Below are 16,781 nucleotides of genomic sequence, written 5' to 3' on the forward strand. Positions count from 1 at the left end.
AAAGAGAAACCCGACAGGGTTTATTTGGCATACAAAAAAGTAGATAATAATCGTATAGAAAAAGAGAAAAGGAAAGTTGCCAACGATTACTTGACACAAACGTATGTATAATAAAAGTTGAAAAAAATCTGATTTTTTTGTACAATACTATTTTGAGTAAAAATATAAATTATGAGGATTAATATTTAATGGAATTAGAAGTAAAGTTAGAAGCGTTTGAAGGTCCGTTGGATTTGCTTTTACATTTGATTGAAAAAAATAAGGTTGATATATACGATATACCAATTGTTGAAATTACAGAACAATATTTGGATTATGTAAGTAAAATGCCAAAAGATGATTTAGATCTTGCAAGTGAATTTCTTGTAATGGCTGCAACTCTTATTGATATAAAAAGTAAAATGCTCTTACCTAAAGAAATTGACGAAAATGGGGAAGAGATTGATCCAAGAGCCGAACTTGTTGAAAAATTAATTGAATATAAAATGTATAAATATGCATCTGTTGAGTTACGTGACATGCAGGTTTATGCCGGAAAGTCCTTATACAAAGAACCTACAATTCCTGAAGAAGTTAGCAAGTATCAGCAACCTGTTGATTTAGACCAACTTTTAGAGGGTGTTGATTTATCTAAACTTAATGAAATATTTCAGATGGTTTTAAAACGTCAGGTAGATAAAATTGATCCTGTTCGTAGTAAATTTGGAAAAATTGAAATGGAAGAAGTAAGTTTGCCGGACAAAATTGATTATGTGGCAAACACTGTAAGGAAAAAGAAAAAATGTAGCTTTAAACAATTACTTGAAAAATCAAAGTCAAAAGTTGAAGTTATTGTTTCTTTTTTGGCTGTTTTAGAATTAATAAAGATAGGAGAAATTGAGGTTCATCAGGAGAAAACTTTTGGTGATATATATATTGACTCAATAGTATAATTATGGAAATAAGTTACAAAGCACAGGTAGAGGCGATTCTTTTTACAATGGGAGAATCAGTTGAAAAAAATAGAATTGCAAAAGCTCTTGACATAACACAGGGACAATTGAAAAAAATTGTAAAAGAAATGCAGGAAGATTATGCAAAGGATGAAAGAGGAATTAAAATCATAGAATTGGAAAATTCCTATCAGTTATGTACAAAGCCTGAATTATATGAAACTTTAATAAAAGTGGCTAAGCAACCTAAGAGACAGGTTTTAACAGATGTCATGATGGAAACATTGTCAATTATTGCATATAAACAGCCTATTACTAAGTCAGAAATTGAAAGAATAAGAGGCGTTAAATCTGATTTCGCAGTTAATAAATTAGTAGAGTATATGCTTGTTGAGGAAGTTGGCAGATTACAGACTCCAGGAAGACCCCTTCTTTTTGGAACAACGGAAGAATTTTTAAGAAGATTTGGAGTTGAGTCTTCAGATAAATTACCAATTATATCTCCTGATATGATTGAAGAGTTTAAACATGAGGCAGAAGACGAAATAACATTGAAATCAAATGACTAATAAAATTATGCCTAAAAAGTCAGAAGAATAATTAAAGTTAAGACATAGATATGTATTTTAGCAACAATGTAAGAAGAATAAATAAGTAAAAAGAAAAATGATATGTATTCCTGTAATAAAGTAAGGAGACATATCATTTTTTTGTGTAATAAAAAATAAAACCATGAATATATTTAATAGATAACAATTAAACAGGTATATGGTATGCTACGTGAGAAAACAATATTTATTAAATTAACTAAAATAATATTTACTAAATCAACTAAAATATCAAAAAGAAAAATAAGTAGAATGGTTATATTTGCTCTTTTGTGTTCTTCTATAAATTTTGTAAATAATACATATGCAAAAGAGAGAAGTATAGATGAAAGTGATTTGTCAGCCAAGGCTGCTGTCTTAATTGATGGTGAAAATGGTAGGATTCTTTTTGGAAAAAATGAAAAAGAAAAAAGAGCAATGGCAAGTACCACGAAAATTATGACTTGCATTGTAGCACTGGAAAACTGCAAAGCAAATCAAGTTGTGGAAATAAGTTCAAAGGCTGCATCCATGCCGAAAGTGAAAATGAATGTTATAAAAGGTGAGCAATATTACCTGAAAGATTTACTATATGCAATGATGCTTGAATCTTATAATGATGTAGCTGTTGCAGTGGCAGAGAGCATTGGTGGAAATGTTGAAAACTTCGCAAAGATGATGAATGAAAAAGCAAAAAAAATCGGTGCAAATAATACAAGTTTTGTAACTCCAAACGGATTAGATGCAAAGGAACATTATTCCACAGCCTATGATATGGCAAAAATCGGAGCCTATGCCATAAAAAATAAAAGTTTTTTAGAAATTATAAATACAAAAAAATATAATTTGACGGAAATAAAAAACAAACGTAACATAACGGTGTTTAATAAAGACAATTTTTTGAATTTAGAAAATGATGCCATAGGAATTAAAACAGGCTTTACATGTAATGCAGGATATTGCTTTGTAGGTGCAATAAAAAATAATAGTCGGACATTTGTATCCTGCGTTTTGGCTTCCGGTTGGCCACCAAATAAAGGGTATAAATGGAAGGATACTATTAAACTTATGGATTACGGAAAAGATAACTACGAATTCAAGAATATTATTGAAAAGAACAAACCGATAATGCTACCTGTTGAAAACGGAATAAAAAGTGAAATAAAGTGTACTTTAGATTCTTCCCTGAAAGCACTTGTTAGTAATGAAGATAAAATAAACATAAAAACAAAAATAGATTACAAACTTCCTATTAATGTTAAAGATAAAGTAGGAAGTGTGTGGGTTTATATAAACAACAAAAAAGTAAAAAACATTAAAATTATCTCAAAAGAAAAAGTATATAAATTTGATTTTACTTATTGTTTAAGAAAAGCTCTTTCGTATTTTATTTTGTAAGAAAATAGTAAAAGGAATAAAGCAAATATATTGTAATATTAACTTTATTTATATAGTTAGATGTGGTATATTTAAAGCTAATGTGGGTGTAAAAAAACTTACATGAATAATGGTAGATGACGCATATTTAGGAGGCATTATGGAATTTACAAAAATGCAAGGGTGTGGAAACGATTATGTTTACGTGAATGGCTTTGAAAATAAAATTGATAATCCAAATAAATTATCAGAAATAGTTAGCGACAGACATTTTGGCATTGGCTCAGATGGACTTATTGTTATTAATCCTTCAGAAAAGGCAGATTTTAAAATGAGCATGTATAATGCAGATGGCTCAGAAGGAAAAATGTGTGGCAATGGAATTAGATGTGTGGCAAAGTATGTTTATGATAACAAGATGACTGATAAAACAACAATTACAGTTGAAACTCTTTCAGGTATAAAAACTTTAGAATTAAATGTTAAGAATGATAAAGTTGAAACTGTAAAGGTTAATATGGGAACACCTATTTTGTTACCAAAATATGTGCCGGTTGTTTCTGATAAAGATAAGGTTGTTGACGAACCTATTGTTATTGATGATAAAGAATATAGAATCACATGTGTTTCTATGGGAAATCCACATGCTATAACATTTATAGAGAACACTGATGATTTGGAAATAGAAACAATTGGACCGAAGTTTGAAAATAATCCTATTTTCCCAGACAGAGTTAATACAGAATTTATTCAGGTATTAGACAGAAATACTGTTAAGATGCGCGTGTGGGAAAGAGGTTCAGGTGAAACATTTGCCTGTGGTACAGGTGCCTGTGCAACAGTTGTGGCCTGCGTGCTTAATGGATTAACAGACGACAAAGTTACAGTGAAACTTTTAGGTGGTGACTTGTTTATTGAATATAACAGAGAAGAAAATACTGTTTATATGACAGGTCCGGCAAAAGTTTCTTTTACAGGAAAAATTGAAGTTTAAGTTAGTGGAAAATGTACTAATAGCTTTATGTGTAGGCAATGTTATACAGAAGGTTTGTACACGAAAATATTTATACAAAGTTTTTTAAAGAAGGCGGAAATATGTTATTAAAAGATTTATTGGAAAAACTTGAATATAAAGTTGTAAATGGTGATGATTCCGTAGAAATCAATCACTTACAGAATGATTCAAGAAAAGTAGAAAAAAACGATGTTTTTGTTTGCATTAAAGGTGCAGGTTTTGACGGACATAAATTTGTCAAAGATGTTTATGATAAAGGCGCAGTAGCTGTAGTAGTTATGGAAGATGTAGAACCTGTAGAGGGGCTTACAATAATTAAGGTTGAAGATACAAGACTTGCTTTGGCATATATGTCTGCTGCATATTTTGGCAATCCTGCAGAAAAAATTATTACTGTAGGTATTACAGGAACAAAAGGTAAAACAACTACTACATATATGGTAAGACAGGTTCTTGAAAGTGTTGGTATTAAAACAGGTTTAATTGGTACAATTGAAACTATTATTGGCGATAAAGTTATACCGGCAAAAAATACAACCCCTGAGTCCTATGTTGTACAGGAAACTTTTGCTGAAATGGTAAAAGAAGGTTGTAAGTGTGTTGTAATGGAGGTTTCATCACAGGGACTAATGCTTCACAGAGTGTCAGGCTTTACATTTGATTATGGTATTTTTACAAACATTGAACCGGACCATATTGGCCCAAATGAACATAAGGATTTTGATGATTATCTAAGATGCAAGAGCATGTTATTGAAACAATGTAAACATGGCATTGTAAATATGGATGCAGATTTTATTGATCAGGTTCTTGAAGGCCATACCTGCGATTTGGAAACATTTGGCGTTAACGGAGATTATGATTTTAAGGCTTCTGATATTAATTTGTTTACTAAACCCGGTTGCCTATGTGTTTCATATAATTTGTCAGGCAAGATGAACTTCTCGGTGGAAATTCATGTTCCGGGAAATTTCAGTGTATATAATTCCCTTTGTGCCATTGCAATTTGCAGTCATTTTACACAGGATATTGAGGCGATAAAACAGGGACTTTTAGATGTTAGGGTAAAAGGCCGAGTTGAAATTGTACCGGTTTCAAAAAGATTTACTTTAATGATTGATTATGCTCATAATGCCATGAGCTTAGAAAGTCTTTTGACAAGTTTAAGAGAGTACAATCCTAAACGTTTGGTAACTGTGTTTGGCTGTGGTGGTAACAGGTCAAGAGACAGACGTTTTGAAATGGGTGAAGTTTCATCAAAACTTGCAGATTTTACAATAGTAACATCTGATAATCCAAGATTTGAAGAACCTATGGATATTATAAATGACATTTTAGTTGGTATTAAAAAAGGTGACGGAGAACATGTTACCGTTCCTGATAGAAAAGATGCTATCAGATATGCAATACAACACGCAAAAGACGGCGATGTAATTGTTCTTGCAGGTAAAGGACATGAAGATTACCAGGAAATTAGAGGTGTTAAACATCCAATGGATGAACGTGTTTTAATAAAGGAAATTATTAATGAAGATGAAATAAAAGCAATTTTGTAAATAATAACTAATGAAAGAGAGAATTTATTATGTGTGGAATTTGTGGCTTTATAGGAGAAGTTGAAAACAGTAAAGCAGTTTTAAAAAGAATGATGGACAAGATTGCCCATAGGGGACCTGATGACGAGGGAATGTATGTTGATGAACATGCTGCAATCGGTCATAGAAGACTTAGTATTATTGATTTAAATCATGGTGCACAGCCAATGTACAACGAAACAGGAGACATTGCTATTGTGTTTAATGGAGAAATATATAACCATTTAGATGTAAGAAAAGAACTTATTGCAAAAGGACATGTTTTTGCAAATGAGTCTGATACAGAATGTTTGGTACATGCTTATGAAGAGTACGGTACAGACATGCTGTCAAAACTTCGTGGTATGTTTTCTTTTGTGATTTGGGACAGCAAAAACAAAACAGCATTTGGTGCAAGAGACCATTTTGGAATTAAACCTTTTTATTATTCACAAATTAATGGCTCTTTAGCATTTTCATCAGAAATAAAAGCAATTTTGGAATTTCCGGGCTTTAAGAAGGAAGTAAATGAAGAAGCTCTTGAACAGTATTTAAGTTTCCAGTATTCTGTTCTTCCTGAGTGTTTCTTTAAGGGAGTGTATAAACTTCCGGCAGGACATTATATGATTTATAAAAATGGTGAAATGACTGTTAAAAGATATTTTGACCCGATGATGGAACCAAAGGAAAAGGGTGATTTGGAAAAAACTGTATCAAAGATAGAAGAAATTGTTGACAATACAGTAAATGCGCATATGATTGCTGACGTAGAAGTAGGTTCACTTTTATCAAGTGGTGTTGATTCAAGTTATGTTGTTTCAGAGTTCCCTGGAACAAAAACTTTTACAGTAGGATTTCTTGATAAACAAAGCAAGTACAATGAAATACGTTATGCTGAAAGTCTTGTTGATGAATTAGGAAAAGAAAATTACAGTAAAACAATTGACAGTGATGAATATTTTGATTCTATTTCATCAGTAATGTATTATATGGATGAGCCTTTAGCAGATCCATCATGTATAGCTCTTTATTTTGTTGACCAGCTTGCGGCTGAACAAATTAAGGTAGTTTTATCAGGTGAGGGGGCTGACGAATTCTTTGGGGGGTACAATATTTATCATGAACCATTGTCATTAAAAGGTTATCAGAAGATACCTAAGTGTATAAGAAAAGGTTTAGCTAAAGTTGCAAGTGTTATGCCTGATATAAAAGGGCGTGATTTTATTATAAGAGGTAGCAAAACAGTTGAAGAGAGATTTATTGGTAACGCTAATATGTTCTCAGTAAAAGACAGAGAAAAACTTCTTAAGACAAAATTAACACACAAGTCACCACAGGACATCGTTGCTCCAACATATAAGAAAGTAAGTCATTTAAATGATATAGCTAAAATGCAGTATATTGATACAAATTTCTGGCTTCAGGGAGATATCCTATTGAAAGCAGATAAAATGAGTATGGCTCATTGTCTGGAATCAAGAGTACCTTTCCTTGATGTTGAAGTGTTCAATTATGCAAAAACATTACCTATTGATTTTAGATGTAATGAAGAGGCTACAAAGAGAGCTTTTAGAATTGCAGCTAAGAGACATATACCTGAAAAAACAGCGAACAAGAAAAAATTAGGCTTCCCTGTTCCAATCAGAGTATGGTTAAAAGAGGAGAAATATTACAACAAAGTAATGGAAACATTAACATCAGATGCATCAAAGAAATTCTTTAATACTGACATTTTGGTTAAGTTAATGGAAGACCACAGAAACGGAAAAGCAGATAACAGCAGAAGAATCTGGACTGTATATGTTTTCCTTGTTTGGTATAATGTTTACTTTGAAACAGAGGACTTTAAACCTATTAATAGTGAATGGATTAAAAACAGAATAAGAACAGCATAAAATAATTAAGTTTTTGTTTGGAAAAATTTTGAAATATAAATTGCTATTTGACACGAAAAGTGTTAATCTATACAAGGCGAAAAAGTGGTTGTTTTTTGCAAACACAAGTAAAGCCAATGACGGTATTTAGAATATTGTCAGTGGCTTTTACTATGTAAAACTTTATTAATATAATGGAGGACTGATTATGAGTACATCAGCTAAAACTTCAGCAAGAACGAGAATTGAAGCTCTTCTTGATGACAACAGTTTTGTTGAAATCGGTGCATTAGTAACAGCTAGAAGCACAGATTTTAACATCAAAGCCATTGATACTCCATCAGACGGTGTTGTTACCGGTTATGGATTAATTAATGGTAGATTAGTTTATGTATTTAGCCAGGATTCATCAGTGCTTGGTGGCTCTGTTGGTGAAATGCATGCTAAGAAAATTTCAAATATCTATGATATGGCTCTAAAAATGGGAGCACCTGTTATTGGTTTAGTGGATAGCACAGGCCTTAGATTACAGGAATCAGTAGATGGACTTGAAGCATTTGGTTCAATTTATATGAAACAAAGCGAAGCTTCAGGAGTAATTCCTATGGTAACAGCCATATTTGGAAATTGCGGTGGAGCATTAAGTGTAATGGCAAATCTTTCTGATTTTACATTTATGGAGAAAGATAATGCTGCATTATTTGTTAACTCACCTAATGCTATTGATGAAAACAGAAAAGAAGTATGTGATACTTCAGCAGCTAAATTCCAGAGCGAAGAAGCTGGTAATGTAGATTTTGTTGGAACAGAATCAGAAATAATTTCAGGTATTATTAACTTGGTTTCAATTTTACCTTCAAATTATGAAGATGAAGTTTTGTCAGACTGCACAGATGATTTAAACAGAGCAGCAACAGGCTTTGATTCAGGATTAGAAGATACAAAGTTAGCTTTAACAGCTATTTCTGATGACGGTTTCGTTGTTGAAACAAAGAGTGCTTACGCACCTGAAATGTTAACTGCATTTATAAAATTAAATGGAGCAACAGTTGGTGTAGTAGCTAATAGAACAAAAGTTTACGACGACAATATGGAAGTTGTAGCAGAATACGAACCTAAGCTTACAGCTAATGGTTGCGATAAGGCTGCACAGTTTGTATATTTTTGTGATGATTTTTCAATTCCTGTTCTTACACTCACAAATGCTACAGGATTCAAAGCATGCAAGTGTCAGGAAAAACGTGGCGCTAAGGCAACTGCAAGATTAACTTATGCATTTGCAAGTGCGACAGTTCCAAAAGTAAATGTTATTATTGGTGAAGCTTTTGGTAGTGCCTATGTAACAATGAACAGCAAGTCAATTGGTGCAGATATGGTATTTGCTCTTCCAACTGCAAAGGTAGGAATGATGGATGCAAACGCTGCAGCAAAGATTATGTATGCAAAAGAAATTGAAGAAGATGCAAGCGTTCTTGCTGAAAAGACAGCAGAATATGCTCAGTTACAGGGAAGTGTAACAAAGGCAGCATCAAGAGGATATGTTGATAATATCGTAGAACCTGTTGATGTAAGAAAATATGTTATCGGTGCCCTTGAAATGTTATACACAAAGAGACAGTAGGAGGATATTATGAAGGTTATGAAAAGATTGCGTTTAGTAATTTCTCTTGCTTCATTACTTATGTGTTTAGTATTTTCAAACACATGTGTTTTTGCAGATCAAACTGTTGATTTAGGTGGCACAAATGCTGCTGAAACAACTTTATCAGCAGAAGATCAGAAAACATTTGCAAACGGTAAAATTACAATGGCACAGATTAAGTCATTGTTTGAAAACTATGTAACAAACGGATTAGCTAATTATGGAGAATGTTCTAAGGATGAGTTAGACTATCTTGGTGAATATTATAGTTCACAGACAGATATGTTTGAAAACTTTGCTAAAACTGTTGGAGATGAACCTTGTGGTACATACAAAGACTATGGCAAGATTGAAGTAACAGAAAATGAAGATGGAACAATTGATGCAACTTCAATGTTACATTTTGAAAATAAAGATTTAAAGATGATTATGCATATTTCTTTATTTGATACTTTAGGACCACAGGCTACATCTGTAGAATTCAGTTTGCCTGACACAGCAGAAAATTCTATCGGAGCAAAAATGGCTTCTGCAGGAGCTAATACATTAATGGGAATGGGAACAGTATTCGCTGTACTTATTTTTATTTCATTAATTATTTCATGCTTTAAGGTTATTCCAAAGATTACTGAAGCTAGAGCAAATAAAAACAAAAAAGCAAATATTACAACAGAAGAAGGCAAGTCTGAAACTGTATCAGCAAATGAAACAGTTGATGCGTCAGATGATTTGGAATTAATTGCTGTTATTGCATCAGCTATTGCAGCCAGTGAAAATACATCAACAGACAGCTTCGTTGTAAGATCAATTAGAAGAAGATAAATTACTTTTGTAAATTTAGGAGGAATTTAAAAATGAAAAGTTATACAATAACAGTAAATGGTAATGTTTATGACGTTACTGTAGAAGAAACAGGTTCTACACCTAGTGCACCTGTAAAGGCAGCTGCACCTGCAAAGGCTCCAGCCGCTGCTCCAGCTCCAGCTGCAACAGGCAGTGAAGGAAGCGTTAAGGTAACAGCACCAATGCCTGGTAAGGTATTATCAATTAATGCTAACCCTGGACAGTCAGTAAAGAAGGGTGACACAATTTTAGTATTTGAAGCAATGAAAATGGAAAACTCTGTAGTTGCTCCTGAAGATGGAACAGTTGCAAGTGTTGCATTTGGCGTAGGTGATTCATTTGAAGCAGGCGCAGTTATTGCAACATTAAATTAGTTGTTTTACAAAGAACTGGAGGTAACAAATGAACATCTTAGATACATTGGGAAATTTGGTAAACCAAACAGCATTTTTCAGCTTAACTGTTGGAAACTACATTATGATTTTGGTTGCCTGTGTTTTCCTATATTTAGCAATAAAAAAAGGATATGAACCATTGCTTTTGGTTCCAATCGCTTTTGGTATGCTATTAGTTAATATGTATCCGGACATTATTAAAGCTCCTGTAGGAGATGAAGCAGGTGGATTACTTCACTATTTTTATATTTTAGATGAATGGAGTATTTTACCATCACTTATTTTTATGGGTGTAGGTGCAATGACTGACTTTGGTCCGCTTATTGCAAACCCTAAGAGTTTCTTACTTGGTGCTGCAGCACAGTTTGGTATATATTCAGCATACTTTTTGGCAATTTTCATGGGATTTGGTGGAAAGGCAGCTGCTGCAATTTCAATTATCGGTGGAGCTGATGGACCTACATCAATCTTCCTTGCTGGTAAATTAGGTCAGACAGATCTACTTGGACCTATTGCTGTTGCGGCTTATTCATACATGGCATTAGTTCCAATTATACAGCCACCAATTATGAAATTGTTCACAACTGAAAAAGAAAGAAAAATCAAAATGGAACAGCTTAGACCTGTTTCAAAGTTAGAAAAGATTCTTTTCCCAATTATTGTTACAATAATTGTAGTAATGATTTTACCTACAACAGCACCATTAGTAGGTATGCTTATGTTAGGTAATTTATTTAGAGAATCTGGTGTTGTTAAACAGTTACAGGAAACAGCTAGTAATGCACTTATGTATATCGTAGTTATTTTACTTGGTACAAGTGTAGGTGCAACAACATCTGCTGAAGCATTCTTAAATGTTAGTACAATTAAGATTGTTATTTTAGGACTTGTAGCATTTGCTGTTGGTACAGCGGCAGGTGTACTGTTTGGTAAATTATTGTGTTTAGCAACTCATGGTAAGGTTAACCCACTTATTGGTTCAGCTGGTGTATCAGCGGTACCAATGGCAGCAAGAGTTTCACAGAAGGTTGGAGCAGAAGCTGATCCAACAAACTTCTTATTGATGCATGCTATGGGACCAAACGTAGCCGGTGTAATTGGTACTGCAGTAGCAGCCGGTACATTTATGGCTATTTTTGGAATCTAAAGTTATCCTATTACATGAGAAATATTGGAGGAAAATTAAAATGGCAGAAAAAAGACCAGTAAAAATTACTGAAACTATATTACGTGATGCTCATCAGTCATTAATCGCAACAAGAATGCCTACTGAAGAAATGCTTCCTATCATTGATACAATGGATAAGGTTGGATATCATGCTGTAGAATGTTGGGGTGGTGCAACTTTTGATGCTTCACTTAGATTCTTAAAAGAAGATCCATGGGAAAGATTAAGAAAATTAAGAGATGGATTTAAGAATACAAAATTACAGATGCTTTTTAGAGGACAGAATATTTTAGGATACAGCCATTATTCAGATGATGTTGTTGAATATTTTGTTCAAAAGTCAATTGCTAATGGTATTGATATTATTAGAATTTTTGACTGCTTAAATGACTTAAGAAACTTAGAAACAGCAGTAAAGGCTGCTAATAAGGAAAATGGTCATGCACAGATTGCATTATCATACACACTTGGTGATGCGTATACACTTGATTATTGGAAAGAAACAGCTAAGAGAATCGAAGATATGGGTGCTAACTCACTTTGTATCAAGGATATGGCCGGCCTTCTTACACCATATAAGGCAACTGAATTAGTTCAGGCTTTAAGAGAAGGAACAGATATCCCTATTGATCTTCATACACACTATACATCAGGTGTTGCAGCTATGACATACATGAAGGCTGTAGAAGCAGGATGCGATATTATCGATACTGCAATTTCACCATTCTCAATGGGTACATCTCAGCCTGCTACAGAAGTTATGGTAGAAACATTTAAGGGAACACCATACGATACAGGCTTAGATCAGAAGTTATTAAAAGAAATAGCAGATTACTTCAAACCATATAGAGAAGAATGTTTAGCTAATGGATTATTAAATCCAAAGGTTATGGGTGTTAATATCAATACACTTCTTTATCAGGTACCAGGTGGTATGCTTTCAAACCTTGTTTCACAGTTGGATGAAATGGGTGCGTCAGATAAGTTTGATCAGGTGTTAGAAGAAGTTCCTAGAGTTCGTAAAGACTTTGGTGAACCACCACTTGTTACACCATCAAGCCAGATTGTTGGTACACAGGCAGTTCTTAACGTAGTTATGGGCGAAAGATATAAGATGATTAACCAGCAGGCTAAAGATCTTCTTGCAGGAAAATATGGCCAGACAGTTAAGCCATTTAACGAAGAAGTTCAGAAGAAGGCTATCGGTGATGAAGAAGCTATTACATGCAGACCTGCAGATTTACTTGAACCATCACTTGATAAGTTCGAAAAGGAATGTGCTCAGTGGAAACAGCAGGATGAAGATGTGTTAACATACGCTTTATTCCCACAGGTTGCAAAAGAATTCTTTGAATACAGAGAAGCTCAGCAGACAAAGGTTGATCCATCTGTAGCAGACAAAGAAAACGGAGCATATCCAGTTTAAATTTGTATTATATGACACCTTATGCTTTAATAGGCATAGGTGTCATATTTATATAACGATTAGGATGTTTTAATATATGAGTAGTGTTTTAATTATTGGCGGTGGAGCTGCTGGAATGATGGCTGCGATTGCTGCCGGATATAATGGAAATGAAGTTCATTTATTTGAAAAAAATGACAGATTAGGTAAAAAAATTTTTATAACAGGAAAAGGCAGATGCAATATTACAAATGCATCTTCAATTGAAAATCATTTTTCGAATATAATTTATAATGAAAAATTTCTGTACAGTGCATATAATAATTTTTCCAGTGAAGATATATGCAATATGATAGAAAGTACAGGCGTAGAAACAAAGATAGAAAGAGGGAACAGAGTTTTTCCTTTAAGTGATAAATCATCTGACGTTATATGGGCGCTTGATAAAATGATGAAAGATATTGGCGTTAAGGTTCATTTAAAGTCAGAGATTATTAAAATTGAAAATTCTAACAATAAGGTTATTTTAATAGATAAACACAATAATAAGTTTGCAGGTGATAAATGTATAGTGGCTACAGGTGGTATGTCTTATGAGTCTACCGGGTCAACAGGTGATGGCTATAAGTTCGCAGAAAAAATGGGACATACTGTAAGTAAAACATATCCATCACTTGTGCCTTTCAATATTAAAGAAGAAATGTGCAAGCGATTGCAGGGGCTTTCCCTGAAAAATATAAAACTTACTATAACCGATGAAAAGGGAAAGGTTTATTTCCAGGAACAGGGCGAAATGCTTTTTACTCATTTTGGTATAAGCGGGCCCCTTGTATTATCAGCAAGCTGTTATATATGCGATAAATTTAAAGAGCATGATTTTTATGCATATATAGATTTGAAACCAGCATTGGATAAAGAAACTTTAGATAAGAGAATTCTAAAAGATTTTAATGAAAATATAAATAAGAATTTCAATAATTCTTTGGACAAGTTATTGCCTAAAAAGATGATTGAACCAATTATTGAATTGTGCAATATAGATCCTTATAAAAAAGTCAATGAAATTACAAAAGAAGAACGAGAAATTCTTATTGAAAACATAAAAAACATACCTTTAACAATTTCAGGAACGAGAGGATTTAATGAGGCAATTATAACCAGAGGAGGAATTTCTGTTAAAGATATTAATCCGAAAACAATGGAGTCGAAAATTGTTCCGAATATGTACTTTGTTGGTGAAGTATTGGATTTGGATGCAAAAACAGGTGGCTATAACCTGCAAATCGCCTGGAGCACAGGATATTTGGCAGGAAGTAGTATATATTAAATAGTGGAGGAACAAATGTATAATATAGCAATTGATGGTCCTGCAGGAGCGGGAAAAAGTACAATAGCAAAAATTGTGGCAAAGGAGTTAGGCTTTATTTATGTTGACACAGGTGCAATGTATAGAACAATGGCTTTAGCTTGTTATAGAGAAGGCATTAGTGCAAAAGAACATAAAAAGGTGGCAGAAAAATGTGAGTCCGTAGATGTTTCCCTTGGCTATGAAGATGGAACACAGAAAGTATTTCTTAATGGAGAAGATGTGAGTACATTAATTAGACAGGAAGAAATTGGTAATATGACAAGTGCTATTGCAGTATATCCTGAAGTTAGAAAAATTTTGGTTGAAATGCAAAAGAAACTTGCAAAAGAAAACAATGTAGTTATGGATGGCAGAGATATTGGTACAGCAGTATTACCAAATGCTGATTTGAAAATATATTTAACTGCCAGCTCAAGAACAAGAGCAATGAGACGTTATAAAGAACTTGTGGAAAAGGGAGAACAATGTGATGTTGATGCAATAGAGGCAGACATCAAAGACAGAGATTATAGAGACATGCATAGAGAAGTTTCTCCCCTTTGTCAGGCAGAAGATGCAGTGCTAGTTGATTCATCTGACATGTCAATTGAACAGGTTGTGGAAAAAATTACAGGTTTAGTTAAATAAAAAATTACACAGGTGTTTAAATGGAAATATTAGTGGCAAAAAGCGCCGGATTTTGCTTTGGAGTTGAAAAAGCGATTGAAAGTGTTTATAAAGAAATTGAAACAGGAAAGAAACCGATATATACTTTTGGACCGATAATTCATAACGAACAGGTTGTGGAAGATTTGGAGAAAAAAGGCATTTCGGTTATTGATACAGTTGAAGAACTTGAAAATCTTCAATCAGGAAGTGTTGTAATCAGATCCCATGGTGTTCCAAAGAAAATCTATGATGCCATAGAAAAACAAAATTTGGAAATAGTAGATGCTACCTGTCCTTTCGTTAAAAAGATTCATAACATTGTTAAGAAAGAAAGCGAAGAAGGTAAAAGAATTGTAATCATAGGAAATGACAATCACCCTGAAGTTGAAGGTATAAAAGGTTGGGTTGTAGGTGAAGCTATAGTTATAAAAGATGAGGAAGACATAGAAAAAATAGATTCCTTTAGAAATGAAAGTATATGTATTGTTTCACAAACGACATTTAACTACAATAAATTTAAATATTTAGTTGAAATTATAACTAAAAAGGGTTATGATATAAATGTTGTAAATACGATTTGCAATGCGACACACTTAAGACAAGTTGAGGCAAAAGAAATTGCATCAAAAGTGGATGCAATGATTGTTATTGGAGGTAAGAATAGTTCCAATACACAGAAGTTATATGACATATGTAAGAATGAGTGCAAGGATACTTATTATATACAAACTGTTAGTAACCTTAATTTGAAGAATGTCGATTCATTGAGGTCTATAGGTATTACAGCAGGGGCATCGACCCCAAAGAAAATTATTGAGGAGGTCGTTCTTAATGTCAGAGATGAGTTTTGAACAAATGTTGGATGAATCATTCAAGACAATTCATAATGGAGAAGTTCTTGAAGGAAAGGTAATCAGTGTAAGAGAAGACTATGCAGTTCTTAATGTTGGATATAAGGCTGACGGTATTCTTACAAGAGATGAATACTCTAACACACCAGTAGATCTGACAACTGTAATTTCAGTAGGCGATGAACTGACAGTTAAAGTTCTCAAGGTAAACGACGGCGAAGGTCAGGTTGCTTTATCTTATAAGAGACTTGCTGCAGAGAAAGCAAATGAGAAGATTAAAGAAGCTTTTGAAAATAAAGAAGTTCTTAAAGCACCAGTTGTACAGATTTTAAAAGGTGGTTTGAGTGTTGATGTTGAAGGTGGTAGAGTATTTATACCTGCAAGCCTTGTATCAGACGTATTCGAAAGAGATTTAGATAAATATTTAAATCAGGAAATCGAATTTGTAGTAACTGAATTTGATCCAAGAAGAAGACGTATTATTGGAGACAGAAAGCAGTTAGTTGTTGCAGAAAAAGAAGCAGCTAAGAAAGCTTTATTTGAAAAGATTCAGGTTGGAGACACAGTTGAAGGTGTAGTTAAGAGCGTTGTTGATTTTGGAGCATTCATTGATATCGGTGGTGCTGACGGACTTTTACATATCTCAGAAATGTCATGGGGTAGAGTTGGAAATCCTAGAAAGTTATTTAAGCCGGGCGACAAGGTTACAACATTTATTAAAGAAATTAATGGTGATAAGATTGCATTAAGCTTAAAGTTCGAAGATACAAATCCTTGGGCTAACGCTGAAGAAAAATTTGCAGTTGGAGCAATTGTTACAGGTAAGGTAGCAAGAATGACAGACTTTGGAGCATTCGTTGAAATCGAACCTGGTGTTGATGCTTTACTTCATGTATCACAGATTGCAAAACACCATGTTGAAAAGCCATCTGATGAATTAAAGGTTGGTCAGGAAATTGAAGCTAAGATTGTTGATTTTAATGAAGAAGAAAAGAAAATCAGCTTAAGTATCAAAGCTTTACTTCCAGATGAAGACGAAACTGAAGATGTTCAGGAAGATGTAGCTTCAGAAGAAGAATAATTTTTAAACAATATAGATTA

The 16,781-nt window shown here is 33.4% G+C and carries 15 protein-coding genes; all 15 read left to right on the forward strand.

Features of this window, described 5'->3' with window-relative positions:
* Window positions 1–188: 188 nt before the first annotated feature.
* The 15 genes from ACZM4J_RS07240 (at window position 189) to rpsA (ending at window position 16,761) form a co-directional block, all read left to right on the forward strand.
* Window positions 189–932: a segregation and condensation protein A gene (locus ACZM4J_RS07240; protein ID WP_022165305.1), complete on the forward strand. Its 744-nt coding sequence runs from the start codon at window positions 189–191 to the stop codon at window positions 930–932.
* 2 nt (window positions 933–934) lie between these two features.
* Entirely contained in the window at window positions 935–1,501 is a 567-nt protein-coding gene (scpB, locus tag ACZM4J_RS07245) for an SMC-Scp complex subunit ScpB (protein ID WP_022165306.1), read from the forward strand.
* 204 nt (window positions 1,502–1,705) lie between these two features.
* Window positions 1,706–2,917, forward strand: a complete 1,212-nt coding sequence (locus tag ACZM4J_RS07250) for a D-alanyl-D-alanine carboxypeptidase family protein (protein WP_022165307.1) — start codon at window positions 1,706–1,708, stop codon at window positions 2,915–2,917.
* A 139-nt stretch (window positions 2,918–3,056) separates the two neighbouring features.
* Window positions 3,057–3,890 carry a diaminopimelate epimerase gene (gene dapF, locus ACZM4J_RS07255; RefSeq protein ID WP_412622577.1) on the forward strand — a complete coding sequence of 278 codons (834 nt, stop codon included), beginning with the start codon at window positions 3,057–3,059 and terminating at the stop codon, window positions 3,888–3,890.
* A 101-nt stretch (window positions 3,891–3,991) separates the two neighbouring features.
* Window positions 3,992–5,467, forward strand: a complete 1,476-nt coding sequence (locus ACZM4J_RS07260) for a UDP-N-acetylmuramoyl-L-alanyl-D-glutamate--2,6-diaminopimelate ligase (protein WP_428244682.1) — start codon at window positions 3,992–3,994, stop codon at window positions 5,465–5,467.
* 29 nt (window positions 5,468–5,496) lie between these two features.
* Window positions 5,497–7,380 carry an asparagine synthase (glutamine-hydrolyzing) gene (gene asnB, locus ACZM4J_RS07265; RefSeq protein WP_428244681.1) on the forward strand — a complete coding sequence of 628 codons (1,884 nt, stop codon included), beginning with the start codon at window positions 5,497–5,499 and terminating at the stop codon, window positions 7,378–7,380.
* A 187-nt stretch (window positions 7,381–7,567) separates the two neighbouring features.
* Window positions 7,568–8,980, forward strand: a complete 1,413-nt coding sequence (locus ACZM4J_RS07270; protein ID WP_428244680.1) for an acyl-CoA carboxylase subunit beta — start codon at window positions 7,568–7,570, stop codon at window positions 8,978–8,980.
* A 9-nt stretch (window positions 8,981–8,989) separates the two neighbouring features.
* The gene (locus tag ACZM4J_RS07275) at window positions 8,990–9,823 is read left to right on the forward strand and encodes an OadG family protein (RefSeq protein ID WP_302689671.1); all 834 of its coding nucleotides are present in this window, start codon (window positions 8,990–8,992) and stop codon (window positions 9,821–9,823) included.
* Between the two features lie 32 nt (window positions 9,824–9,855).
* The gene (locus ACZM4J_RS07280; protein WP_117999545.1) at window positions 9,856–10,218 is read left to right on the forward strand and encodes an acyl-CoA carboxylase biotin carboxyl carrier protein subunit; all 363 of its coding nucleotides are present in this window, start codon (window positions 9,856–9,858) and stop codon (window positions 10,216–10,218) included.
* Between the two features lie 28 nt (window positions 10,219–10,246).
* Window positions 10,247–11,386 (forward strand): sodium ion-translocating decarboxylase subunit beta, encoded by a 1,140-nt coding sequence (locus tag ACZM4J_RS07285; protein WP_302689670.1) that lies wholly within the window; start codon window positions 10,247–10,249, stop codon window positions 11,384–11,386.
* 40 nt (window positions 11,387–11,426) lie between these two features.
* Window positions 11,427–12,833: an oxaloacetate decarboxylase subunit alpha gene (locus ACZM4J_RS07290; RefSeq protein WP_022166043.1), complete on the forward strand. Its 1,407-nt coding sequence runs from the start codon at window positions 11,427–11,429 to the stop codon at window positions 12,831–12,833.
* A 76-nt stretch (window positions 12,834–12,909) separates the two neighbouring features.
* Window positions 12,910–14,139, forward strand: coding sequence for a BaiN/RdsA family NAD(P)/FAD-dependent oxidoreductase (locus tag ACZM4J_RS07295; protein WP_428244679.1), 1,230 nt, complete (start codon window positions 12,910–12,912; stop codon window positions 14,137–14,139).
* A gap of 15 nt (window positions 14,140–14,154) precedes the next feature.
* The gene (gene cmk, locus ACZM4J_RS07300) at window positions 14,155–14,808 is read left to right on the forward strand and encodes a (d)CMP kinase (RefSeq protein ID WP_022166045.1); all 654 of its coding nucleotides are present in this window, start codon (window positions 14,155–14,157) and stop codon (window positions 14,806–14,808) included.
* Window positions 14,809–14,828: 20 nt separating this feature from the next.
* A complete protein-coding gene (gene ispH / locus ACZM4J_RS07305; protein WP_022166046.1) occupies window positions 14,829–15,680 on the forward strand; it encodes a 4-hydroxy-3-methylbut-2-enyl diphosphate reductase in 852 nt (283 codons plus the stop codon).
* Window positions 15,661–16,761 carry a 30S ribosomal protein S1 gene (gene rpsA, locus ACZM4J_RS07310; RefSeq protein WP_022166047.1) on the forward strand — a complete coding sequence of 367 codons (1,101 nt, stop codon included), beginning with the start codon at window positions 15,661–15,663 and terminating at the stop codon, window positions 16,759–16,761. The genes ispH and rpsA overlap by 20 nt, the downstream gene beginning before the upstream one ends.
* Window positions 16,762–16,781 lie beyond the last annotated feature (20 nt).

The sequence above is a fragment of the Eubacterium sp. genome (genome assembly GCF_057858645.1).

What these genes read in the sequence shown, in the direction of transcription:
- ACZM4J_RS07270 (WP_428244680.1), top strand. Translation starts at nt 7,568, where the DNA reads ATGAGTACATCAGCTAAAACTTCAGCAAGAACGAGAATTGAAGCTCTT.
- scpB (WP_022165306.1), top strand. Translation starts at nt 935, where the DNA reads ATGGAAATAAGTTACAAAGCACAGGTAGAGGCGATTCTTTTTACAATG.
- dapF (WP_412622577.1), top strand. Translation starts at nt 3,057, where the DNA reads ATGGAATTTACAAAAATGCAAGGGTGTGGAAACGATTATGTTTACGTG.
- ACZM4J_RS07295 (WP_428244679.1), top strand. Translation starts at nt 12,910, where the DNA reads ATGAGTAGTGTTTTAATTATTGGCGGTGGAGCTGCTGGAATGATGGCT.
- ACZM4J_RS07280 (WP_117999545.1), top strand. Translation starts at nt 9,856, where the DNA reads ATGAAAAGTTATACAATAACAGTAAATGGTAATGTTTATGACGTTACT.
- ACZM4J_RS07285 (WP_302689670.1), top strand. Translation starts at nt 10,247, where the DNA reads ATGAACATCTTAGATACATTGGGAAATTTGGTAAACCAAACAGCATTT.
- ACZM4J_RS07260 (WP_428244682.1), top strand. Translation starts at nt 3,992, where the DNA reads ATGTTATTAAAAGATTTATTGGAAAAACTTGAATATAAAGTTGTAAAT.
- rpsA (WP_022166047.1), top strand. Translation starts at nt 15,661, where the DNA reads ATGTCAGAGATGAGTTTTGAACAAATGTTGGATGAATCATTCAAGACA.
- asnB (WP_428244681.1), top strand. Translation starts at nt 5,497, where the DNA reads ATGTGTGGAATTTGTGGCTTTATAGGAGAAGTTGAAAACAGTAAAGCA.
- ACZM4J_RS07290 (WP_022166043.1), top strand. Translation starts at nt 11,427, where the DNA reads ATGGCAGAAAAAAGACCAGTAAAAATTACTGAAACTATATTACGTGAT.
- ispH (WP_022166046.1), top strand. Translation starts at nt 14,829, where the DNA reads ATGGAAATATTAGTGGCAAAAAGCGCCGGATTTTGCTTTGGAGTTGAA.
- ACZM4J_RS07250 (WP_022165307.1), top strand. Translation starts at nt 1,706, where the DNA reads ATGCTACGTGAGAAAACAATATTTATTAAATTAACTAAAATAATATTT.
- cmk (WP_022166045.1), top strand. Translation starts at nt 14,155, where the DNA reads ATGTATAATATAGCAATTGATGGTCCTGCAGGAGCGGGAAAAAGTACA.
- ACZM4J_RS07240 (WP_022165305.1), top strand. Translation starts at nt 189, where the DNA reads ATGGAATTAGAAGTAAAGTTAGAAGCGTTTGAAGGTCCGTTGGATTTG.
- ACZM4J_RS07275 (WP_302689671.1), top strand. Translation starts at nt 8,990, where the DNA reads ATGAAGGTTATGAAAAGATTGCGTTTAGTAATTTCTCTTGCTTCATTA.